Source organism: Flavobacterium sp. SOK18b (genome assembly GCF_014156605.1).
In the GTDB taxonomy this organism is placed as follows: domain Bacteria; phylum Bacteroidota; class Bacteroidia; order Flavobacteriales; family Flavobacteriaceae; genus Flavobacterium; species Flavobacterium tiangeerense.
The window spans coordinates 1-22,907 of sequence record NZ_QKNZ01000011.1 but is presented as its reverse complement, the minus strand read 5'-3'; the positions used below and the strand labels follow the sequence as shown (position 1 = coordinate 22,907).

The 22,907-nt window shown below is 32.3% G+C and carries 23 protein-coding genes and 1 tRNA gene; all 24 read right to left on the bottom strand.

What is annotated here, in order from left to right; all coding sequences use genetic code 11:
• Position 1: 1 nt before the first annotated feature.
• Positions 2-880, bottom strand: coding sequence for a glycosyltransferase family 2 protein (locus tag DNC80_RS02355; RefSeq protein WP_182648885.1), 879 nt, complete (start codon positions 878-880; stop codon positions 2-4).
• A gap of 12 nt (positions 881-892) precedes the next feature.
• A complete protein-coding gene (locus DNC80_RS02350) occupies positions 893-2,038 on the bottom strand; it encodes a glycosyltransferase (RefSeq protein ID WP_182648882.1) in 1,146 nt (381 codons plus the stop codon).
• Positions 2,039-2,088: 50 nt separating this feature from the next.
• Positions 2,089-3,012, bottom strand: a complete 924-nt coding sequence (locus DNC80_RS02345; protein ID WP_182648880.1) for a glycosyltransferase — start codon at positions 3,010-3,012, stop codon at positions 2,089-2,091.
• Positions 3,012-3,836, bottom strand: coding sequence for a glycosyltransferase (locus tag DNC80_RS02340; RefSeq protein ID WP_182648878.1), 825 nt, complete (start codon positions 3,834-3,836; stop codon positions 3,012-3,014). The genes DNC80_RS02345 and DNC80_RS02340 overlap by 1 nt, the downstream gene beginning before the upstream one ends.
• Positions 3,820-4,650, bottom strand: a complete 831-nt coding sequence (locus DNC80_RS02335) for an FkbM family methyltransferase (protein WP_182648876.1) — start codon at positions 4,648-4,650, stop codon at positions 3,820-3,822. Before DNC80_RS02335 ends, DNC80_RS02340 begins: the two co-directional genes overlap by 17 nt.
• A 24-nt stretch (positions 4,651-4,674) precedes the next feature.
• A complete protein-coding gene (locus DNC80_RS02330) occupies positions 4,675-5,697 on the bottom strand; it encodes an acyltransferase (RefSeq protein ID WP_182648874.1) in 1,023 nt (340 codons plus the stop codon).
• Between the two features lies 1 nt (position 5,698).
• Positions 5,699-6,484: a glycosyltransferase family 2 protein gene (locus tag DNC80_RS02325; RefSeq protein WP_182648872.1), complete on the bottom strand. Its 786-nt coding sequence runs from the start codon at positions 6,482-6,484 to the stop codon at positions 5,699-5,701.
• Positions 6,481-7,341, bottom strand: a complete 861-nt coding sequence (locus tag DNC80_RS02320) for a glycosyltransferase family A protein (RefSeq protein ID WP_182648870.1) — start codon at positions 7,339-7,341, stop codon at positions 6,481-6,483. Before DNC80_RS02320 ends, DNC80_RS02325 begins: the two co-directional genes overlap by 4 nt.
• Before the next feature lie 2 nt (positions 7,342-7,343).
• On the bottom strand, positions 7,344-8,123 hold the full coding sequence (locus DNC80_RS02315; protein ID WP_182648868.1) for a glycosyltransferase family 2 protein: 780 nt from the start codon (positions 8,121-8,123) through the stop codon (positions 7,344-7,346).
• Between the two features lie 10 nt (positions 8,124-8,133).
• The gene (locus DNC80_RS02310) at positions 8,134-9,399 is read right to left on the bottom strand and encodes a glycosyltransferase (protein ID WP_182648866.1); all 1,266 of its coding nucleotides are present in this window, start codon (positions 9,397-9,399) and stop codon (positions 8,134-8,136) included.
• On the bottom strand, positions 9,400-10,326 hold the full coding sequence (locus tag DNC80_RS02305) for a bifunctional 2-polyprenyl-6-hydroxyphenol methylase/3-demethylubiquinol 3-O-methyltransferase UbiG (protein ID WP_182648864.1): 927 nt from the start codon (positions 10,324-10,326) through the stop codon (positions 9,400-9,402).
• Between the two features lie 190 nt (positions 10,327-10,516).
• Positions 10,517-11,428, bottom strand: a complete 912-nt coding sequence (locus DNC80_RS02300) for a nucleotide-diphospho-sugar transferase (RefSeq protein ID WP_255493148.1) — start codon at positions 11,426-11,428, stop codon at positions 10,517-10,519.
• Positions 11,429-11,503: 75 nt separating this feature from the next.
• Positions 11,504-12,454, bottom strand: a complete 951-nt coding sequence (locus tag DNC80_RS02295) for a glycosyltransferase family 2 protein (RefSeq protein ID WP_182648860.1) — start codon at positions 12,452-12,454, stop codon at positions 11,504-11,506.
• A gap of 3 nt (positions 12,455-12,457) precedes the next feature.
• Entirely contained in the window at positions 12,458-13,363 is a 906-nt protein-coding gene (locus tag DNC80_RS02290) for a glycosyltransferase family A protein (protein ID WP_182648858.1), read from the bottom strand.
• A 793-nt stretch (positions 13,364-14,156) separates the two neighbouring features.
• The gene (locus DNC80_RS02285) at positions 14,157-15,080 is read right to left on the bottom strand and encodes a glycosyltransferase family 2 protein (protein WP_182648856.1); all 924 of its coding nucleotides are present in this window, start codon (positions 15,078-15,080) and stop codon (positions 14,157-14,159) included.
• On the bottom strand, positions 15,070-15,999 hold the full coding sequence (locus DNC80_RS02280) for a glycosyltransferase (RefSeq protein WP_182648854.1): 930 nt from the start codon (positions 15,997-15,999) through the stop codon (positions 15,070-15,072). The genes DNC80_RS02285 and DNC80_RS02280 overlap by 11 nt, the downstream gene beginning before the upstream one ends.
• A complete protein-coding gene (locus DNC80_RS02275) occupies positions 15,996-16,649 on the bottom strand; it encodes an acetyltransferase (protein ID WP_182648852.1) in 654 nt (217 codons plus the stop codon). Before DNC80_RS02275 ends, DNC80_RS02280 begins: the two co-directional genes overlap by 4 nt.
• A complete protein-coding gene (locus DNC80_RS02270) occupies positions 16,643-17,719 on the bottom strand; it encodes a DegT/DnrJ/EryC1/StrS aminotransferase family protein (RefSeq protein ID WP_182648850.1) in 1,077 nt (358 codons plus the stop codon). The genes DNC80_RS02275 and DNC80_RS02270 overlap by 7 nt, the downstream gene beginning before the upstream one ends.
• Positions 17,720-17,723: 4 nt before the next feature.
• On the bottom strand, positions 17,724-18,917 hold the full coding sequence (locus tag DNC80_RS02265) for a glycosyltransferase family 4 protein (RefSeq protein WP_182648848.1): 1,194 nt from the start codon (positions 18,915-18,917) through the stop codon (positions 17,724-17,726).
• Complete coding sequence (locus tag DNC80_RS02260; protein WP_182648846.1) at positions 18,914-19,654, bottom strand: FkbM family methyltransferase; 741 nt, start codon at positions 19,652-19,654, stop codon at positions 18,914-18,916. Before DNC80_RS02260 ends, DNC80_RS02265 begins: the two co-directional genes overlap by 4 nt.
• Positions 19,648-20,913 carry an ABC transporter ATP-binding protein gene (locus DNC80_RS02255; protein ID WP_182648844.1) on the bottom strand — a complete coding sequence of 422 codons (1,266 nt, stop codon included), beginning with the start codon at positions 20,911-20,913 and terminating at the stop codon, positions 19,648-19,650. The genes DNC80_RS02260 and DNC80_RS02255 overlap by 7 nt, the downstream gene beginning before the upstream one ends.
• A 205-nt stretch (positions 20,914-21,118) precedes the next feature.
• On the bottom strand, positions 21,119-21,988 hold the full coding sequence (locus DNC80_RS02250; RefSeq protein WP_182648842.1) for an ABC transporter permease: 870 nt from the start codon (positions 21,986-21,988) through the stop codon (positions 21,119-21,121).
• Positions 21,989-22,206: 218 nt separating this feature from the next.
• Positions 22,207-22,683 carry a hypothetical protein gene (locus DNC80_RS02245; RefSeq protein ID WP_182648840.1) on the bottom strand — a complete coding sequence of 159 codons (477 nt, stop codon included), beginning with the start codon at positions 22,681-22,683 and terminating at the stop codon, positions 22,207-22,209.
• A gap of 138 nt (positions 22,684-22,821) precedes the next feature.
• Positions 22,822-22,907: transfer RNA gene (locus DNC80_RS02240), tRNA-Leu, on the bottom strand.

The window sequence follows — 22,907 nt, the reverse complement described above, 5'->3', positions numbered from 1 at the left end:
ATTAGTAAGGCATATTTTTTAATTTTTGAATAGCTTTAAGCGTTTTCTTTTGAATAGGAGATCTGTATTTTAAGGTATCAAAAAAAGTAAATATCATGTGTCCAACAGCGCGCCAGTACAATTTAAAAAAAATAAAATCAGTACAAGCATAACGTTTAAAATTATGAAAAAGCAAGCGTGCTATTACAGGCAAAGGATTAGGATAATAGACTAGATAGAGTTTAAAACTATTGCGGAACTGTCGTTCAAATCGGAAGTAATTCTTGCCTTGCAATTTTCTTTTTTCGCTGTCAATTCTATGATTGACTACAATATCATGTGCAAAAAATATAGTATAGCCCGTATCCAGAACCTCAAAAGCCACGCAAGGTTCCTCACCATAAATATCGATCCACGTAGGGAACCCATTGGTAATGGCGTATACTTTTTTGGCTATAGCAAAACCACAACCTACAAAATCTTTAGTGTAAAACGATGTTTTATTTTTTGCTTGAAGCAAAGCTAAATCATCTGTTGGGTAAATTCCTTTAACTTCCTGAAAAGCCAAGATTCCCAGTTGAGGATTAGTCTCAAAATGCTGTTGTACCTTTGGGATAAAATCAGCACTAATAGGATGTGCATCATCATCAAGACCAATGAATAAAGTACCCACAGCTTTTTGATACAAAATAGCTCTTGCCGGAGAAGCACTAATACTATGATCCCAAACGGTCCATTTTACCCAATCAAACTCTGTAACCAATGCCTGAGTAGCCACACACCCATCAATAAATACTAAAACTTCATGCTTATCAATTGTCACAAGATTTTGCAACCGTGATAGCGTATACCGCAATTCATCGGGTCGGTTTTTAGTAACAATTAAAAAGGAGATATCCATAATGTAGTAAAGCTAAACCGTAATTGAGTCGTACAAATGTACTATTTGTGATTGCAATACTGCTCTATCATAGTTTTTAGTACAAAAGGCAACATTGTATTTTTGTGCTTTTTCCCTGAGGGCAGTGTGCTGCAAAGAATTTGTTATATGATGCGCAATCTCCGTAACATCCAACGGATTTTCAATCAAAAGCCCATTTTTTTGATGTTCTATAATTTCAGAGGTAGCTCCGCCAGGATTAGATTGAATAGGAAAAGCGCCCATACCCATAGCCTCAAGTAAACTATTGGGCATACCATCTGACAGGCTGTTACCAAGGTACAATATGCTTTGCCCCATTTGTTTCAACAGAATTTCATTTGGCACAAATTGATTCCTGGGTTGTATTTCAACATCGTAGTTTTGGAGTTTTTTTGAATTTTTAAAAAACGCCTCCACCACAGCATCAGCACTAAAAACAATAATTTTTTTATCCGAAAGCAACACAGGATCAACTAGTTCTAGTGCCTTCCCTATTTCTAGTGCTTTCCCTACCTCATCATCATATCCTTTTACAATAATACAGTTTCTTTTGTGCCAAGGCAATATTTCTTTTTTAGGATATGCAATTCCACCATTTCCAGGATAGACTCCTAGAAAAATATTTCGAAACTGATTTTGTAGTGCAAGCTTGTAATCTCTATGACAATCCGTGATTAAATAATCCACTCGTTTTAAAAAGCGATGCACGTTTTGTGATGAAAGACCCATTTCTTTATGATAAAACAAATCACTTCCCCAAGAACTATATATCAAGGGAATATTGGAATATTTTTCCATTACTTCAAGAATAGGTATTCCAGCAAGTTGCATTTCAAAACACTGCACTACATCAGGTTTGATTTGCTGCAACTGTTTTTCAAAAACTTCAGCAAGCTTGCGTTCGTTAATTTTTTGAATTTGGCTATACCCTTTCGGGAATCGAGACTTGATGAAGTGTCTCAATGGAAAATCCCACATCAACTTCCAACCTTTAATTTGGTGTACCCATTGAATTTTCTCAACTAAACCTCCGCCATCAGTACTATCAAACCAAAATACGTCATGCCCACTATCTTTCAATTGGTTCACCCATTGAAAAAAATGATGATTGGGAATGGCTACCATGAGTATTTTCATGAGGTAAATTTAGATCCGTTATTTATGAAACAAATAAAAATTGGAGCATCTTAGTATTGCTTACTCCAACGTTTGTTTAAGGAATAAAAATACATTTTTACCACGTGCCAATTCGATTTTAACTGCAAAATATTTTTCAGGAAGCATATGAATCCTTTTCTAAATTTACCCTCCATGTTGTAACTCGTCATGCGATTCACTTTTAGGCGCCTCAAACTTTTTACAATTGAGTTTTGATGTGGTGCAAAAGAGTGATCCTGTACCATACATTCTAAAATTCCTATGTTCACCTCAAGAAGTGAACTACTTGTGGCAATGATGGGTGACGAAACTCCAATACCAAGCCTGTACATGGCAGTATAATCTTGTAGAAAGTACAGTTTACCTCCGTTTCTTAAAATCCATAAATAAGTAGGCCAATCGCCGTATGGAAATTGCAAGATCCACTGAGGTAATGGATCAAATTCTAAATAATTCCGAAAGAGCACTGTAGCTGAAGTAATTAAATTATCATACACTAGATCCTCAAATGTAAACTCCATTTTATTGCGTAGTTTTTTAACTTGCTCTACATCGCCATTAGGATGCAGCAACTCATAATTTGTAGCAACAATCGAAAAATCTGGATTTGCTTCAAGAAAATCAACTTGTTTTTGCAATTTGAAAGCATCAGTCCAATAATCGTCACCATCACAAATGGCAATATAGGTACCATTGCAGGCTGCAACAGTTCGCATATAATTAGCAATTAATCCTTGATTGTAACCTAAACTTGGTAAAAGTTTAATAGTGTCAGGAAATTTTTTGGCATAATGCTCACAAATTTCACGAGTCTTATCAGTGCTATAATCCTCTCCAAGAACTAGCTGATAGGTGAAATTTGTTTTCTGCATCAACACACTTTCAATAGTCTGGCCTATAAAAGCTTCTTGATTGTAGGTGAGCATAAAAATACTGACGGTATAAGCTGTCATTACTTGGTTGATTTTAAAATAGAAAAACCAAAAAATGTTTTGCAAAAAGCATTTAGCACAAATCTTTTATTAGTTAATTTACTGGCTAAATTATCATGCTCTCTTACAAATTTACAATACTGAAACTGATATAAGTCGCTGTATTTCTTGGCGATATAGGATCTGGAAGCCAATTTCATTTCAGGTGTAAACTTTTTAATCATTGAATTTTTTGAAACACGGTATTGAAATGTAATTGAATCTATAAAATAGAACTTTGCCTGAATAGTTCCAAAAGCCAACCATAAATCCCAATCTTCGAGTCCATCATAAGGTAAATTTTCTTCATAACCGCCTACTTGCTCCCATGTTGATTTTCTAAATATAGCACAAGCATCAATGTAATTGTCCAAAAGCATTTTCTCAATATTATAGGTACCAATGTTCCAAACACCTGTTTTTTCACCAATAAACAAAGCATTTCCGTGAACCACATCAATTACGTTTTGTGCTTCTAGAATTCCAACTGCATTTTTTGCAAAATCTGGCATCACTAGGTTGTCTGCATCTAAAGGCAATATGTATTTGCCTTGCGCTCTTGTAATTCCATAATTTCTAGTTTTACCCAAACCCTCGTTGGGTTTTGAAAAATAATGAAATCTACTATCGTTTTTAACCCATTGCAAAGCAATATCTTCAGTATAATCTGTAGATCCATCATTCACAATTATTGCTTCCCAATTTTGAAAATCCTGGGCAAAGACAGATTGCAACGTTTCCTTTAAAGTAACTGCTGCATTATAACAAGGAATAATGATACTTAACTTATTATCCAACTCTGTCATTCGAAAAAATATTTTTATTTAACCCAATTGTTGTTTCACTGACCTCAAAAATAAAGAATCCATTATTTTGCAATACCGTGTGAATTTCATCTCGGATATTAAACTCATCATGAATTTCTATAGCAACTACTTGTGTTATCTTTAAAAACGATACATCTTGTCCTCTTTTAAATATAAACCGTTCTGCCCCTTCGATATCAATTTTTAATAGCGAAATATATTCCAAATTATTTTCGCTTATAATTTCATTAATAGTAATACCTTTTATTTCACCGCCTTCATCTTCTTTCGTAGTAATAGCCCAATCCTTTTTGTCACCATATTCCCTCTCAATGATATATTTACTATTTGCCTTTTCACTTAGTGCTCGGTTATAAATAGTAACATCATCACTGTTAGACAAAAGGCTGACATTTTTTTGATACATATCAAAATTAGACTTTGATGGCTCAATACCGTAAATTTTAACGTTCCTTAAATATTGAGAGAAAAAAACAGATGTATATCCCACATTAGCTCCTGCATCGATTATTATCTTTTCTTTTTGAACATTTAAATTAAAATCTATGAGATTCAAGACAACATTGTATTCCTTAAAATTAAATATTTGCTTAAAGACTTCGTAATCGCTATGCTCTTGCCCCCTAAGCAATAGTGTAAATGAGTTAGCGACTTTTAGCACATAGAAATATCCCTTTTTTTCAAAATGGGTAATGAGATTATTGGATCTTAATAAACTCTCAAATCGCTGCTCTTCAGTCTGCTTTAAAGGAATAAGTATGCGGTATATTTGCCTTAATTTTTTTAAATTCATTTTACATTTTCTATTGCGAATTTTTTAATATTTATTTTTTTGTTCTAATGCCTTTTTCTCTATACAATGCCAAGAAATAAATCCCAAAATAATTGAAATTAAAAGGGAAAACGCCATTAAAGAATATACTTTGGGTTTAAAGAGATGCACAAAGACCTGCTGCACCGGGAAGCTATAAATATAAATACCATAAGACCAGTCTCCGTATTTCCCAAATGTACTAAAAAAACGAAGAGGAATAAATCCCAACGATAAAACTACAACCGGAAAAACGATATGTTTTACAGTGCTATAAACTTCAAAGTAAATGGCTAAAAGTAGTATTACAACACTAATAAACAGTATCACAACAGAAACCTTTTTTTCAAATTGAATAGAAGCCAGTAAACTCCCCATGACAAAAAAAGTTCCTAAATTAAAAAAGTGATATCCTTGCAGGTATAACAATTGCATTCCTGCCACCCGTTCTAAAAAAAAAGTATAAACAACATAGAGCAGCACCATCACAACCGCAAGTAGAACTGAAATCAATTTTTGATACGCTCGAAAATAAAATAATAGTGCAATCAATACATACAAACTAAACTCATATTGTATGGTCCAAAGTGAACCATTGATGGCATGGTAAGAATTAGTATCAAAAACACCTTTAACTGTAGATTGAAATCCGTACAACGTCATGTTTCTAGGAACATAGGTGTAATAATCCCATTGTGTAAATATCGTAAAGCCTTTAACATGAAGGAACGGAATCAAGAGCAGTGTAACACATAATACGCCAAGCAAACCGGGAAAAATACGTAGAATTCTGTTCTTAAAATACGTTTTTAAACTACTCGCCCGCTGTAAACTTATAAAAATAAAATACCCACTAATAACAAAGAATCCACTTAAACCTATTTGAGAAAAAGACAGTTGTCCCGCAGTAATTTGCCACATCCATTCTGCTGATTCTGGCGTTCCTGATAAAGCATAGGAGTGCGTTATGACTACAAATAAGGCAAAAAGAAATCGTAGAAAATTAAAATTATTTACGTTTGCTTTCAATTCACTCCATTTTTTTAGGTTTATTACTCCAGAAACGCAATAAAAAAAACAACTTCAAAAAAGTGTACTTTATACTTAGGAAAAAAGATGTGGCACTGGACCACAAACTCCCTAAGAAACTTTTAAAAATCGATTTAAATGTAACATCCTCTCCCCACAATTGATAATTCCCAACCACATCATTTCGGAATCTAAAAAATAACTGTTTGGGTGTTCGTTTGATTTCATAGGCAAAAACAACAGGAGCAAACTCAATGTCATAGCCTGCTTTCAAAACCCGTTTGGTCCATTCTTTATCCTCAAAAGTAGCTACATCTTCTCTAAAAGGATGTTGTTCCCAGACCGCTTTGCTAAAAGCTGAACCTGCAAAAATTAATCCTGACTTATTTGGATCAACAGAGGCAGGGATGGCGTTGATATAATTTCTATAATCATTGGGTTGATGCAAACATCTTACTCCTGCTAAATTAGGATTTTGGTCAAATTGATTTTGAATAACCTTAAAAAAATCAGGACTTACAGGGTAGGAATGAGCACTAAAAATAACAACAATATCATTTTTAGCTTCAGAAGCACATACATTGGCGCTACCGCCAAAACTAAAATTGGTAATTGTTACAAATCGAGCTCCAAAATGCGCCGCCACTTTTTCACTATCATCAGTCGAGAGGTTATCTACAACAATAATCTCATTAATATCTGTAGCATAACGTTTTGTTAAGTTTTTTAACAAAAAAGACAAAGCAGGAGCTTGATTTTTATTTCTAATGACTACTGATATGTTCATGTCTTTTTTGATTTTAAGATCAATTTTGTTAACCAACGGTAAGGTTGTAAAATTAATTTCCCAATTTTATATTCTTGACTGTTTTTATAGGTATCATGACCTGTACGTTGAACTTTTAATTCAAAGAATAGCACTTCCATACAATTCTCAAAATTACGGATGTACAACTCTTTATGCTTGATAAATAAAAATTGTTTCACCTCTTCTGCATGATGTTGAATTGTATTAGTCAGCATTGACTTCTTAGTCTTTCGGTAATAAAATAAAAATTCAGGAATTATTTTGTACGTCCATCCTTGTTTGGTACAATTTAGCCAAAAGTCCCAATCTTCAAATCCTCTTTTCATTGTTTCATCATATCCACCTACTTGTTCCCAGCATATTTTTCTGAACAAAGAAGTGGCTACTAATTGATTGACAAACAGTAACGAAGTTACATTATCTCCTATTGGTTTCAATTGATTAACAATGTTATTTGTAGTACCCGAGAAAAAAGCACTATAACAACTTACTATTCCTAATGCTGGGTGATCCCTCAAAACGGGAACTGTTTTGTTTAAATAGTCTGGATGCAATACATCATCAGCATCTAGCGGTAAAATAAATTCTCCCTTGCTATGTTTTATTCCAGTATTACGAGCACTAGACAAACCTGCGTTGTCTTGATATACATACTTAAACCGGGTGTCTTTAGCACACCATTCTTGTGCAACAATTGCTGTATTATCAGGACTACCATCATTAACAATAATACACTCCCAATTGACATAGCTTTGGTCTAAAACCGATTGCAAAGAATCCTTTAAAAAATAAGCTTGCTTGAAGCAGGGCACGATGATAGATACTAGTTCACTCATTTTTAAAATCGATTTAAAAATCTTAATTGAACCAACAATTTTATAATTCTTGATTTTTTAAAGGTAGCTACTATATTTTTATAGTACACTGCCTCAGTACTATCTTGCACAAACAAGGCGTATTCTTGTTGTAAAACCTGCTGTTTTTCATGTTGCTTTATGCCTCGATTGGCTGGATCCGAACTCATACCACCAATATAAAACGTAGATAAAGTGCTGTCTACTTTTTTATAAGATACCTGTAATTTGCAAATACTATCTATAAAAAATTTCCAATCGGATAGAATTTTAAAATCTTCTTTGTAACCTTTGGTTTGTTCCAAAACACTTTTGGCTATAAAAGTCGCGGGATGCGGCAAGGTATCAGTAACAAAATATGAAAAGGACAAAACCTCTGGATAGTCTTTAATAAAGGTCGAGTTCCCTTCTACTACTTGTAAATTAAAATAAATAATGGCTTGGTCTGTAATTTGATGTTGCTGCTGTTCTAGCACCGTGTTGGAATACAAATGATCACCACTATTTAAAAAAAGTAGATAGGTACCCTCTGCTTTGGCAATGCCTTTGTTCATGGCGTGGTACACACCTAGGTCTGGCTCGCTAATCCAGTATGAAAATTGATGCGATTTACTTTCTAAAAACGCTACACTCCCATCGGTAGAGCCCCCATCAATCACAATATGCTCGAACTCCTGCCACGTTTGACTGCCCAAGCTTTCAATCGTTTTTTGCAATCCTTCCAGATTATTATAGTTTACGGTTATAATGGAGATTTTTAACATTTAATAGTTATTAACTGTTGGTAGATTTTAAAATTGATCTAAATAAATCAATATATCTTTCTGATTGTATCGCTGTAGCGTATTTATTCAGAGCATTTTGTCTAATCCTTTCTCTATCGAAACAATTTACGTTGGTCAAAAATTTATTTAAAGTTAATACCAATGAATCAACACTTATTTCCTCTGCTAAAAATCCATTTTCTCCATCTTGAATCATATCACGTATACCGCCAACAGGAAACCCTATAACGGGAGTTCCACAGAATAATGATTCTAGAACGGTGTTAGGTAAATTGTCCATTAATGACGGTATAACAAAAACGTCTGCAGCTGAATATGCAACAGCCATCAAAATTTCATCATTTATAGGACCTAATTCTACAACATTTTTAATTGATTCAAGACTATTTTTTTTGGAACCAATCGCACACAAAACTATATTAGAATCTTCAATTCTTTCAAAGGCTCGTTTTAAGTAAAGAAAACCTTTTCTATTATTTGAAATGGATTCTGCGGCAAACAAAACAACTTTCTTATCTTGAGGAAGATTTAGTAAATCTTTTGAATAATTTTTATTTTTAGGGCTAAAAATCTCACTATCTAAACTGTTAGGAATATAATGGATTTTTACATTTTTGAAAATTTCACTTTTTTTAGCTTCTTCCTCTATCCATTTTGAGGGCGCAACAACTGTTAAATTTGAAATTTTTGAGATTGCAAGTTTTTTGACAGCTAAATTCTTATTTGCTAATCTAATTTCCTTATCAGATACACTACGTTTAACTGGAAAACCTTCTTCATCTAGTCCTAAAAAAGTTTCACAATAATGTTCACCACCTGTAAAGGGGTTCATATCATGAAGTGTCCATACAACAGGCTTTTTATTTTTTTTAAAAAAAGTTTGATAATCTAAAAAATCAGCAACCCAATGTAAATTAATTACATCTGATTCTTCATAAAGACTGTTTTTAGTTATATCACAATCCGAATGAGGAAAACTAAACATTTCTAAATCTTTGTTTCTTTCCCTCAAGAATTCCTGATTTTTATTTCGATACAATTTTAATTCCTTCAAAGTTCGCTTGACAATTCTTCGCAACAAGTTATAAAAAGGCAGATTTACCTGAGTAAAAGAAGCAGATTTATACCAATTATTCGTTTTATGACGAAGAAGAACCTGAGATTGCACTCCATTAGAAATCAAGCCAAGATGTAATCGCTTGCTAGCTATAGCCGCTCCTCCTTTATCAAATGTATTTACAATTAAAACTTTCATTTAAATTTTTGTAAAAATAACGTTAACAGTATGACCATGAATTTTATACCTAGTTTTACTTACAAAAAATTTAAAAATTTTTTTAAATGTATATCTATTAAAAATTATTTTGAATATCTTATTCTTACTGATGAAATTGTTAAAAACTGATGAAATATACCAATCAAAATGATAATCTTGTAACGGTTCATAAGTTACTTTATCAACCTGCAAATTAAATATATTTACAAGATTTGTCAACGACTTTTTGTTCCATAACCCCATATGATGTGGTGGAAAATTAAGTAGACCACCTTTACTATACTTAATAAATGAATCATTGTTAGGTACCGAAACTACTAATTTACCTCCTTTTTTAAGGCAATCAATTTGAGCCGTAATAAAAGCGTTGACATTTGAAATATGCTCTAATACTTGGAATGAGCAGACTAAATCATATTTTTCATAATTATTTATAGAGTGCATTTCTACAGTCTCTGGAAGAACATTTAAATTATTTTTTTTTGCTTTCTCCACACTCTCTAAATTTAACTCCAAACCATAAACGTCAAAACCAGCTTTTGATAAATGTTGCATAAAACCTAACCCCCCACAACCAACTTCTAGCACTTTTTCATTACCCTTCAACAAATTCATTGTCATTTCATGCTCCCACTTCCATGGCATATAATACCAATCAAATTTCTGTAACGATTCATAAAACATGCCATCTCCATCAATCCCAAATGGGTAAAAAAATCGATATTTTGTACTTTCGCATTCATATACTTTAACCTCTTTAATTCCGTTAAAATATTTTTCAACATTAATATTAAATTGTTTTTGATAACCAAGTACTAGTTCATCAACTAAGATCTTATCTTTCAAAAATGCTTTTGATTTTAGATCAAGTGTTGATTGAACGCAATCGATTTTTATTTTACTCATAATCAATTTTTTTGATACAATTTTATTTAACAGGACTTATAATATAAAAAAATAACTCTATTTGAATAAAAGATACCCTAATAAAACATTCGCCATTATGAAAAATCTTTAATTATTTTATCTTGCTTCCTAAAGTTTGTAAAAAATTGTTTTACTAACCTTCAATTGCCAACTGATAGGACAGTTATCATTAGAACTTCGATAAAAGCTTTTTTGACTTTAATAGAAGTTTTTTTCTTATATTTTTCCAAGAATATTTATGAACAATATGAAACATATTAATAGACGTGTATCTATCCGCTTTTTTATGTAATTCAATTTTTTTTGGGTGCTTTATACAGCCAATATCATTTGTGGTCATATTCGCAAAAGTACTTTCTTTTTGTAAAGTGTGTGTTGCGTTATCACCAAAACCAATATTTGAAATTAAATTAACATTAGGTAAAATAGTTAGCCTTTCTAAATTCCACAAAGTAAACAACCATTGATAGTCCCATATATGGACAAAATCTCCATTTTTTGCATCTTGAAATTTACATAGCCAATAATTCTTAAAAACTAATCGGTTATCAATATTTCTAATTCTGTTATTAGATATAAAATCTTCTAACTGTGTTAATTTAAAATCATAATTGACCCAAGCTCTTCTCCATGTAGCCCATCCCCAATTATGAGAATAAATTGAGAAGTAGTAAGATGCATTTCCTCTTTTTATTCCATTTTGAAAATTATTACCACTTACTACGCTTATATTTTCACAATATTCATATTTTTCTAGCAATGTTTCACAATATCCAAAAAAACTTTCATGTGGTAAACAATCATCTTCTAAAATTATTCCCTTATCTACATGCTGAAAAAACCAATCAATAGCTGAACTAACTGCCAAACCACAGCCTAAATTCTCCTCTCGAAATAGTGTATTTATTTCGCAATCCCAATCTATAGATTTAATTACAAGATCTCTAGTTCTTTTACAATTTTCAAGATCTTGCTCATTACCTTGCCGAGGACCATCAGCAGCCACAAATAAATATCTAGGTTTTTGTTTTTTTATTTCTAAAAAAACTCTTTGTGTAATTTCAGGTCTGTTGAAAATCAAAAATAGTATGGGTGTATTTAGCATTATTACAGCAATTTATTGTTTTTTTTAGGTACAAATGAGACCCAACTCGATTTATCTATATAAAAATGAGAATAATTTTTGTCTATATCTAATAAAAGGAAAATATTTAACACTCAACATTGAAAAAAACAAATTAGAATTAGGAACAAAAAGTACAAACCAATATTTAATATCCACACATAATGCGTTATTTTCTTTCTGTTTTACGATCCATATTCTTTTTAACAAATCGTCTTGTATCTTGTAAATTACTTTATTGTTGGAACACCACTTCAGCAACGATTCATACATTTTCATAGTATAAATTTTATACAAATCAATATTATCACATACATTGTCATCATGAACTCCTCGCATAGCGACAGGCGAATCTAAAATTCCAGATTCCAAACGAGATTTTATAGCTATTTTCCACAATAATTCAGTATCTTCGGCAACCTGTAATTCCTCATTAAATAGACCTGCTACTCCGAAAACCTTTTTCTTTACAGTTAATCCATCAATAGAAAAATGGCCATGTTTCCCACTGATTAAAGCATCAAAGAGAGCATCAGGGGCAATACGTTGCCTTACAGTAAATAACTCATTTTTCTTTTCTAAATCAGTGACAGGATCTCTATAAAAATCTGTACCAATTGCATTATAAACTCCATCACAAGCAGCATTTTGTGCAAACAGTTTCATATCGTTTGTAAACCGGTTTTCGAGGTAATAATCGTCGGCATCCAAAAAAGCGATGTATGTTCCTATTGCATGTTGTAAACCCAGATTACGGCTCGCTGACCGACCTTTGTTAATTCTTTGAGGGTGAAACAGAAGAGTAACACGAGTTGTAGTAGACGCTATGCTTTGTAAAATTTCATCTGAGCCATCAGTACTGCCATCATTAACAACTAATACTTCCAAAACTTCAGGTTGTTGCAATGCCGAAAAGATAGCTTTTTCAACGTATAAAGCAGCATTATAAACTGGAATGATTATCGATATTGAAGGGTTTATCATTTTTTATTTATTTTGTTTGGCACGTATCATCCTTCGTAGAAAACGCATTCCATTGTAAAATTCCCCAATCTGTAAAAATTGAAAAAAAACTTGAAAAACATTTTTTAATGTTACTGCGTTTTGTTCTTTAATAAGAATTCCAAATTCAAAAAGGAATTGGATTTTATGTTTCTTTAAGAACTTAAATTTAGAATTTAAAACTATAGTTTTAAAAAAAAGAAATCTTGCTTTTTGTTTTAAAAATTGATTATCGGTCCTTCCTGAAATATTTAGATGAGAGAGCCTTATAATAACAGTAGAATGATTTACTGTATAAATGGATCCGCAATTTGAAAATTCTAACCAAGCTAAATCATCAGCATGCCAAGCTAATGGAAAATTTTTAAATTTGAACTCATCAAAACTTTCTCTACTAAAAATATATTCAGAAAGTGAACTTCTAGTTTCACAATTATAGTGTCTATAATATGCGTTTGTTGATAATTCAATAACTGGATGTGTATAAATCATATTGTTAGACTCTCCTTTTGCGTTGACCACTTTTGTAGCAAAACGTACTACTTTAATTTTTTCCTTTGAGATTATTCCTAGATGCTCAAAAAAATCCTGAACCACATTAGGAGTCAAGTAATCATCATCTCCAAGAATCATAATCCATGGCTCTTCATGGGTTAATGCTATACATCGTTCCCACTGTTTAGAAAGTGCTACACCTCCATAATTTTCATCAAAACGATGATACATCATGTTCAATTGAGACTTGTACTGATCTATTAATATGCTAGGATCTTCGGGACTAGCATCGTCACCCACATAGACTTTAAAACATTGATTTGTTTGCAACGCTAATGATTGCAAAGTAGCTTCAAAAAAAGTGAGTTTGTAGTATGGTATGACAATGGCCAGCATAAAGGAGAAGGTATGAGTAAAATCTATTTTTTATTTTTTTCAAGCTTGATCTTAGACGCTACTTGATAATAATCTACTTTTAAATTAGTTTGCAAAGTACGGTATTTCTGTTCGTTTCCCAAAAGCAGTACACCGCTGATTCTAATACAAAAGTGGTGGTGTGTACCTGAGATGAACTTTTGTTTTCTATAGTAATTGGCTACAAAATTGCTGATTTTCTTTTTCTAAATTTTCAAATCATCCATTGACTAACAAATTGTGAGTTGGTTTCAAAATAGTTGAAAATGCTGCAGGGATTGAAAATACATTTGAACTGCTTTTTCTGAAATCACATGCAAACAAGGAACAATAAATAAGAAACCGGTTTTCATTAGCTGTTGCGCATGGCAATACTATATCTTATATTTATTTTTCCCGTAACGCAGCATTTTTTATCAAATCTTTATAATGGAAAATACTGATTCAGAGTATTTTTTTTCAAAAACATTTCTCGCTTGGTCCACCACTAAATCACGCATAAAATATTGAAATTCCTCTTGAATATTGGAGAAAGCAAAATCTATAGCTTTAATAGGATCCGTCAACATCCAGTCAAAAGGAAAACTCTGCTTCGCAAAGTAGTTTTTTGAAGTGCATAATCAGGATGGCAATCATAACCCACCGATAAAATAACTTTCTTTGATTTAAATTTTCGGGTAACCCGAATAAAATAGCCAAAGGGTAGTTTTATTTTCATTTCAATTCTCTTAAATTAACAATGTATTGCTGTTCCTTCAATAAAAAGTAAATAGTGCTATTTTTGCTTCAGTTTTAACATCTTTATGGCTATTCCCAAGGTTTTAGTTTTTTGTAATAAATATCGCAATGTATAACCCAACTTGTAGGTATTTGAATCCTTTATAGTTCTAAAATTATTTTTTTGAAAAGCTACTTCTTTTTCTAATGCTATTGTTTTTGCTTGCAACCGATTGATTTTATGACCCAATAAAGCTTTATAATCTTCGTTACTCAATACCTCTTTAAGATAAGCTAATGCATTAACTAAATTTTCATTCATCAAGTCTTGATTTTGAGTCATACTCATTTCATGTAATCGATACAGAACTAAAGCTTCCTGAATAAAAATAGTTTTGGGATTTGATTTAAATAATGAAAGCCACATAATCCAATCTTCTTTGGCGGCTAAGTCCAAGGGAAATCTAAAATCCTGAAAAAAAACAGATTGAAATAGTCCACAATGAATTGGTATTGAAAATAAATGATCCCAATTTAAAAGCATATTGTTGTAATTGAAATAGTCCGACTTCAACACACAGAAAGGGGGACTAGTTTTAGAAACATCTAAATCAAACATTTTAAAATCAGTAAGGACAAGAGTTGCATCGTGCGTTTGAAAAGCGAATATGGACTTTTCTAGTTTTTGATCATTTAAAAAATCATCAGCATCCAAAAATTGTATGAAACCACCACGAGAAACATCCAAACCTGTATTTCTAGCACTACTCAAACCTCCATTTTCTTGATAAATATATTTAAACCGAGAGTCTTTGCCTACCCATTTCTTACCTAAAATGTCAGTGTCATCTGAGCTACCATCATTTACAATAATACACTCCCAGTTGCTATAGGTTTGGTCGAGTACTGATTGTAACGCTTTATCCAGATATTGCGCCTGATTGTAGCATGGTACGATAATTGAAATTAAACTATTTTGCATCGTGATTCCTTTTAAAATGCCGTTTTATAAAACTCAAATAAACCCGAATACGCCTTAGCTTTTTTATCAAAATCAAATTTTTGAAACCGTAACGTATAGCTTTTGTATATTCTTCTCTCCGGAAATAATATTTAAATAAATGCAAGCAGTAAGTGTCAATTTTGTCAACATCATCTGTCGTGTAGTGAACTTTAATGCATTTTTGAATTGCTTGTATCTGCTTAAGTTGTGTCACAAAATGATCTTCTAGTGTAACTAGTGTTTGCATGATCCCACCTTGATGAAGCCTATAATTAGCATAAATATCCGAAGACACATAAGCCATAGTATTTGTATTTTGTGATATTACTTGCACATAAAGCATCCAATCTCCAAATACTATCTTTTTAAAATACTTTTGTAAAAGCGAAGTGTTTCTGAACAAAACGGTACAAGAAATCAAATTATTTTGTGTAAAAAAATCAGAAAGTATATAATCCTGTTTTGCCAATGGATCTCCAATTAATTCTTCGATTACTCCATCTTTAATAATTTCTGCCTTACCACTATGAATGCTGTAATTGGGATTCAATTCTAAAAAATCGACTTGCTTTTGCAATTTTAGAGGATCGGTCCAGTAATCATCCCCTTCACACAAAGCAACATATTTTCCTCGTGCATTTTGCAACGTATCTAGGAAATTCGGCATCATTCCCAAGTTTTTTTTATGCTTGATGTAGTTAACCCAACTCCCATTAGGATGCGCATTGATTGTATTTTTAATTACGTCATCAGTTCCATCTGGTGAACAATCATTACTGATTATAAATTCAACTTCAAATGCACACTGCTGCATCAACACGCCTTCTATCGCTTGACGAATAAACATTTCGTGACCATACGTGATCATGCATACACTAACCATGGGTTTTTGCATCATTTATTGAATTGTAGTGGTGTTAATTGTTTGCTTATTCTTGCTGGGTTTCCCACTACTACACAATCATCGGGCAAATCTTTTGTAACAATCGCTCCTGCTCCTACAGTTACATTTTGACCAATTTTTATATCTGGCAATACCGTTGCATTTGCTCCTATTCGAGAATAAGATCCTACACTGCTACGTCCAAGTAAGATAGCATTTGGAGATATTTCGACATAATCCCCAATCACACAATCGTGTGTGATCATGGCACCGAAATAGACTATACATCCTATGCCAATTGAGACCGAATTTGACAAAATTGCTTGAGGTAATACCACACTTCCAGTGCCTATAACTAGATCATAACTCCCTACAGTAGCTCGAGGACTCACAATTGTAGTTAACTCTCCTCCTAAAGCATTGCATGTATCAAACATTTTTTTTCGAAGTACGGGATTCCCAATACCAATAGTAAACCGATTGTCTACTGTTTTAAAATAGTAACTGGCTTCTTGAGGATTCTTTAAAACTCGAAAGGTGTCAAAAAGTAAGTCAGGTGCATCCAAATTAACATCATCGTAAAAAACTAAATTTTGCAATTGATTATTTTCATGCATCACTTCCAAAACTTCTTTGGCAAATCCCTTAGCTCCTACTATCAACATATACTTTCATGAATTAGTGACACAATTAAATTTAAGTCCTCATTTGTTAAATCAACATATAAAGGCAAACACATGATTCTTGATGAAATACTTTCTGATACAGGCATAGCAATGCGTTGTACATAAGGCAAAGTATTGAGCGAAGGATAAAAATACCTTCTTGGAAAAATTTGATGCTCGTTTAATTTTTTTTGAATGGCTAACAACTGAGCCTCATTTTTAAAAATTACAGGATAGTAACTATAATTCCACTCTGTATTTGCTCGTATTTTTAACGTTTGAATTTGAGATAAATCCAAATTTTGATCGTAAAATTCGACTACTCTCTTTCGATCCGAAATAATGGTTTCTAAATACGGAAAAACTGCTAATCCCATTGCAGCCTGCAACTCAGACATTTTTCCATTGATCCCCAAGCCGTGAAAAGCCAAAGGACCATCATGACCAAAGTTATGATGGTAGAACAACTGCTGCTGTACTATTGAATTTGTAGTAAATAAAGCACCTCCTTCGCCTGAATGAAACAACTTTGTTGCATGAAAACTACAGGTACTCAAATCTCCATATTCAAAAATAGATCGGTTTTTATAGCGTACCCCAAAGGAATGTGCTCCGTCATAAATAACTGCTAAATTGTACTTTTTGGCTATAGCCTCAATAACGTCCGTAGCACATGGATTTCCAAAAACATGAGTAGCTAAAATAGCGGTTGTTTTATCTGTAATTACACCTTCAATTTGAGTTTCATCAATAGTCAAATAATCTGGGTTAATGTCTACAAATACGGGTTTACAATTTTCCCAAACAATAGATGCAGTCGTAGCTACATATGAAAACGGAGTCGTAATGACTTCGCCACCTTTGCCCATCATCTTTAAAGCAATCTGTAAAGGGATAGTTCCGTTAGTCATTGCAGTAACATAGGGAACTTCTAAATATTCTTTTAATTTTTGTTCTAGTTCCAAGACTAACTCCCCACGATTGGTCAACCATTGATTGTCCCATGCACGTTGCACAAAAACTGTATATTCAGCAATTGGAGGTAAGAAAGTTTTGGTTACGTTAATCATAGAACTAGTTATAAAATGAATTCATTTTATTCAAAAAATATTCACTCCCGCATTGGGAAATTACAAAATTCCTGATTTGCTGGGGATTATACTTGAACTCTTTATTTTTTATTTTGAGTAACGAATTTGCAATAGCTGTATAATCTCCAATATTAACTTTGATTCCAGTAATTTCATTGATACTGTCCTCAACACCTCCACTTTTGGTTGCGATAACAGGCAAACCACATAGCATGGCTTCTCTCACGGCAACTCCAAACGTTTCTGCTATACTCGTTGAAACAAATACATCTGCAGTAGTTAAATAGCTATTTATATCATCTCGTGAAACATATGGAATTAAAATGCATTTAGATTCAATATTAAATTTTTTTGCTAAATTATTAAAAATAGCTGTATTAGCATCCGCTAAATTATTAAAGGAATTATTCCCGATAATTACAACCTCAAAAATCTCAGGACACATCTCTGAAAAAGAGGCTACACTTTTGAAGAAAGTTTCAATATCTTTTATTAAGTCTGGGTATGTGATTGTGATGATTCTAAATTTTTCACTCTTATTTTGAAGTTCAATTTTAAATTTATTCTCATCCACAAAATTCGGTACAATATCAATTTTACAATTTATTCCATGCATTAGTATACACCTTACTTGATGATTACTAACTGCTCCAACTCTGGTTGCATTTATAAAAGAATTTTTAATAAGCTCTTGTTTAAATTTAGAATATTGACCTAAAAGAAAAACTTGATGCTCAATTAAAACATAGGGTATTTCTAGTTTTTTACTTAAATAATTAGCAATAATACCTGCATCGGCTGAGCACTGTGCATGAATTAATTCTGGTAACCAGCCTTGTTCTTTCAATTCTAGAAATGCAAGCAAATAAGCTTTACAAATGATGTTCATATTTTCTTCCTCTGTACCGCGAATTGATTGTACAATTGGGAAGGAAAATGCCTCTGGATTTTGAAGTAAGAATTTTTTGTTTAGATTAATTTTCTTCGGAACAAATAAATTCTTAATGGTTTGCAAAACAAAATTAACACGCTTAACTTTAATAATTTTTCCATTCAAAACTTTTATATCAAATCCACTGTGATGCATTAAAAATGCTTGTTCTTGAAAAAATGATCCAACTAAAAAGTTGTCGTTACTAGGATACCAAGACGGTATAATTAAAACTTTCTTTGTCATAATCGATTTAAATATGCTATGGCATCATTTTCTAAGACTACAATATTATAATTGTTTTTTAGCAATAATTCTTGACATTCTTGAAACTGACTTTTACTCATTATACCTTGTTGCATACCATGTTCAAAAGAAATAATCGTAGGCTTGACGATTTCAAAATCAATCATTTTAATAACTTCCGCATCGTATCCCTCCGTATCTATCTGCAATAAGTCAATCGCTTTTATATTAAAATCCTTAATTAGTTCATTAAACGAGATACATTCAACAATTTCTTCGATAATGTCATTTTCAGCAATAAAACTTAATTTATGATGTGATTTGTTAAATGACGGAGTGCCTTTTGTCCACTCAGGATAATTTTTCTTGTTAGGATCAACTCGATATAATGTCTTTCTTTTTTGATTTTTATGAATAGCAACATTTAAAGGCTTTACTTGAGGATAATCTCGATAATTTTTTTCCAAAAGATAAAAAATATCTTTTATTGGTTCAATAACTATCCCTTTAACTTTTTCCCTAGTAACTAAGTTAAAGATAGGGTCATAACTAACTCCGTCATTGGCTCCAATTTGGACAAAGAAAAAATCAGCATGAAGATTTTTATAAAAGAGCTGTTCCAAAGGGACAAAATCACTATTCAACCGGTATTTATTTTCAAAAACTGATGTTTTTAAAAATGTAAAACCAAAACTATTGACAACTTTATGTGCTACTTTTTTGAGTCTATTTAACATATACATTTTGTACATTTTATTCTTAATATAGGAGAAACTGCTCCATCCCATCCCTTCATATACTTATTTCCTCTTCTAAAACCGTCATCAATTATATTGCAGGAAAGAATTTCTTCTACTAATAAATATTGTTTAAAATTCCCAGTCCCATCTACAATGGAAATATTGCAATGATGAAAACCTGGATTTAATAAGTACTTGGGAATAGCAAACTCAATTTCAAAAGTACCTATTCCAGATATTGGGTTTTCATGATAAAAGCTCGTTGCGGCAAATACTAAAATTGACTCCCGAAAAACACTAAGGATAACAGAATAATTTTGATCTACAATTGATTTAAACTGCGTTTTTATCAAAATTTCATCACCATTAGTAACCAAATTATTTTCTGCCTGCATATGGGTGTTGGAAATTTCACAATTTTCACCCACAAATAAAGTGTTATTTACAAGTACTTGTTCAAAATTCTCTTTTGATAAATATAAACTAATTGCTTCTGAAATTTCTCCATCAAAAGCAACTCCTCCATGCTCCAAAACAATCCCCCTGCTGCACAATTGCTTCACTGCTTCCATATTATGACTGACAAACAGCACAGTTCTACCGCCAGATTTAGAAATATCTTGCATTTTGCCAATGGCTTTTTTTTGGAATTCGGCATCACCTACGGCCAAAACTTCGTCAATAATTAAGATTTCAGGCTCTAAAAACGCAGCTACCGCAAAGGCCAAACGCACGTACATCCCACTACTGTAACGTTTTACAGGAGTATCAATATAACGCTGGCAACCTGAAAATTCAATTATTTCATCTAACTTGGAGGTAATTTCTTTTTTAGTCATACCTAAAATAGCACCATTCAAATAGATGTTTTCGCGTCCGGTCATTTCACCATTAAAACCCGTCCCTACTTCGAGCAAAGAAGCTACACGTCCGCCAAACTTAATACTGCCGGTTGTTGGTGCCGTTACACGTGATAAAATTTTCAATAAGGTCGATTTTCCAGCGCCATTTTTACCAATAATACCAATTACTTCACCACGCTCAATTTCAAAATTAATATCTTGTAGCGCCCAAACATAATCACTTTCAGCTTTAGTCGAACGGTCATTGGTATCCCCAATTTTCAAATAAGGATCTTCCTTACCACGAATTTGGTGCCACCAACGATTCAAATCATGAACCAATGAACCCGTTCCAACAGTACCCAAACGGTATTGCTTTGAAATATTTTCTGCTTTTAATATTATGTCTTTCATTTTTCTTACCAGAGATAAATCTTATGTGGTGAATTGCAAATGATGAATGATCACTATTTACTACTCCTTTTTACAGTTCACCCGTCATCGCCCACTATTAACTGTTTTCTATTTAATTCATATTATCGGATTCATCTATCTCCCTATATATTTACTGCTAGCTGTATACTGTAAACTGCTCACTATTCACTGCTCACTATTCACTTTATACGGTATCAATAAACTTTTTCTCTGTATGATTAAACAATAACAATCCAATAAATAAAACTGCGATAGAAAAGAATAACGTATACATTATTCCCCAAAAAGGAAAAGCACCTGTGCTGAGAAGCATATAACGTGTTGCTTCAATGCAATATGCCAAAGGATTATATTGTACAAGCCAAGCATATTTTGGCATTTTAACAGCAATTAAATCCAGCGGAAAAAATACGGCAGAAATATACATCAACAATTGTATTCCAAAACCAATTAAATACGTTAAGTCTCTGTACTTTGTAACAAGTGCCGAAATTATCATTCCAAAACCCAAACCTAAAATTCCCAAGAGAATAACGACAAGAGGAAAAAAATAGGTACATGAATTGAAAGATACTAAAGCATCTTGACTGTAGTAATAAATAAAAAAGCAAAGAAAAATAAAAAGTTGGATAAAAAATTTGATCAAATTAGATAGGACGACAGTTAAAGGAGCTATGATCCGAGGAAAATAAACTTTACCAAAAATTCCAGCATTTGAGGCAAAAGTATTAGAAGTACCATTCAAACAAGCAGTAAAATAATTCCAAACAGTTATACTAGCAAGATTAAACAAAAATGGAGGAACAGATCCAGTACTTATTCCTGCTAAATTATTAAAAACAATAGTAAAAGTTAGACTAGTTAACAAGGGCTGAATGAAATACCATAAAGGCCCTAAAATAGTTTGCTTATAAACCGTCACAATATCTCTTTTTACAAAGAGAAACAAAAGATCACGATACAACCACACTTCTTTGAGATGCAGTGAGAAAAATTTATTTTTTGGTGTTATTTCAAACAACCACGTGGCATTGGTTGATTCTTTCAAATTCATTGTAGGCAAAGAATTAAAGTAGGAAAAAAATTATTGGGACAAAATCATAAAAAAATAGGCACATAATAGTTCAAATGTCAATTCCCTTAAAAAAACGAATAAAAAATTAACTTGTAAAGTGTACTAGCTTCACAAAAAGGGAAATTAAAAATGAAGAAATAATGATTTCAATCGACTCTCATCTATTAGAAATCAATCAACGTGAAATCTATTAAAAATTACTTACAATCTACAACTGAAAATTTAAATTTAACTCGATCAAAATCTATAGGCTCTCCTTTTACAAAATAAGTAGCACCCATGGTCGTTTGCATTTTACCATTACCTAGCACTAACGAATCACCACGTTTTAAAAAAGCCATTGGATTTTTAAAAGTAACTTTTGTATTATCTCCTTCAATAAAAGTATAACTTACAAAAATAGTATCACCACTCGTATTACCAGATACAGTACCTTTTTTTACTGCAGCATTGTTAAAACTCATTACCATATCCCCACTAATCTTCCCATCTTTTAATGAGTTCAGTTGTAAAGTTATAGAATCTTTATCATAAATAGACTTGTAACAGGTAACAGCAATAGGTTTTTCTTGTTTAGCTGCGTCATTCTTAAGCTTCTTCTCAGATGTTTTGTTTTGACAGCTTTGTAAACCAATACAAGCAAACAGAAAACTCCCAATGATATATTTTTTCATAATAATTTGTTTTTTAAATAGCTTAGCTAAAATACGAATAAAATAAAGAAAGAAGGATATAAAAGGAAAAGATATCAATTAATACCCAATTCTATAAACAAAAAAAACTCCAACACGACTGTGTTGGAGTTTTTAAAGTACTCAGAGCGGGACTTGAACCCGCACGAACATTGCTGTTCACTGGATTTTAAGTCCAGCGTGTCTACCAATTTCACCATCCGAGC

Coding starts and splice junctions, on each gene's coding strand:
- DNC80_RS02280 (WP_182648854.1), bottom strand. CDS start 15,999: ATGATGCAAAAACCCATGGTTAGTGTATGCATGATCACGTATGGTCAC.
- DNC80_RS02295 (WP_182648860.1), bottom strand. CDS start 12,454: ATGATAAACCCTTCAATATCGATAATCATTCCAGTTTATAATGCTGCT.
- DNC80_RS02290 (WP_182648858.1), bottom strand. CDS start 13,363: ATGCTGGCCATTGTCATACCATACTACAAACTCACTTTTTTTGAAGCT.
- DNC80_RS02310 (WP_182648866.1), bottom strand. CDS start 9,399: ATGAAAGTTTTAATTGTAAATACATTTGATAAAGGAGGAGCGGCTATA.
- DNC80_RS02355 (WP_182648885.1), bottom strand. CDS start 880: ATGGATATCTCCTTTTTAATTGTTACTAAAAACCGACCCGATGAATTG.
- DNC80_RS02285 (WP_182648856.1), bottom strand. CDS start 15,080: ATGCAAAATAGTTTAATTTCAATTATCGTACCATGCTACAATCAGGCG.
- DNC80_RS02345 (WP_182648880.1), bottom strand. CDS start 3,012: ATGACAGCTTATACCGTCAGTATTTTTATGCTCACCTACAATCAAGAA.
- DNC80_RS02325 (WP_182648872.1), bottom strand. CDS start 6,484: ATGAACATATCAGTAGTCATTAGAAATAAAAATCAAGCTCCTGCTTTG.
- DNC80_RS02275 (WP_182648852.1), bottom strand. CDS start 16,649: ATGTTGATAGTAGGAGCTAAGGGATTTGCCAAAGAAGTTTTGGAAGTG.
- DNC80_RS02255 (WP_182648844.1), bottom strand. CDS start 20,913: ATGAAAGACATAATATTAAAAGCAGAAAATATTTCAAAGCAATACCGT.
- DNC80_RS02315 (WP_182648868.1), bottom strand. CDS start 8,123: ATGTTAAAAATCTCCATTATAACCGTAAACTATAATAATCTGGAAGGA.
- DNC80_RS02340 (WP_182648878.1), bottom strand. CDS start 3,836: ATGACAGAGTTGGATAATAAGTTAAGTATCATTATTCCTTGTTATAAT.
- DNC80_RS02245 (WP_182648840.1), bottom strand. CDS start 22,683: ATGAAAAAATATATCATTGGGAGTTTTCTGTTTGCTTGTATTGGTTTA.
- DNC80_RS02250 (WP_182648842.1), bottom strand. CDS start 21,988: ATGAATTTGAAAGAATCAACCAATGCCACGTGGTTGTTTGAAATAACA.
- DNC80_RS02260 (WP_182648846.1), bottom strand. CDS start 19,654: ATGTTAAATAGACTCAAAAAAGTAGCACATAAAGTTGTCAATAGTTTT.
- DNC80_RS02335 (WP_182648876.1), bottom strand. CDS start 4,650: ATGAATTTAAAAAAATTAAGGCAAATATACCGCATACTTATTCCTTTA.
- DNC80_RS02265 (WP_182648848.1), bottom strand. CDS start 18,917: ATGACAAAGAAAGTTTTAATTATACCGTCTTGGTATCCTAGTAACGAC.
- DNC80_RS02320 (WP_182648870.1), bottom strand. CDS start 7,341: ATGAGTGAACTAGTATCTATCATCGTGCCCTGCTTCAAGCAAGCTTAT.
- DNC80_RS02270 (WP_182648850.1), bottom strand. CDS start 17,719: ATGATTAACGTAACCAAAACTTTCTTACCTCCAATTGCTGAATATACA.
- DNC80_RS02305 (WP_182648864.1), bottom strand. CDS start 10,326: ATGAGTAAAATAAAAATCGATTGCGTTCAATCAACACTTGATCTAAAA.
- DNC80_RS02350 (WP_182648882.1), bottom strand. CDS start 2,038: ATGAAAATACTCATGGTAGCCATTCCCAATCATCATTTTTTTCAATGG.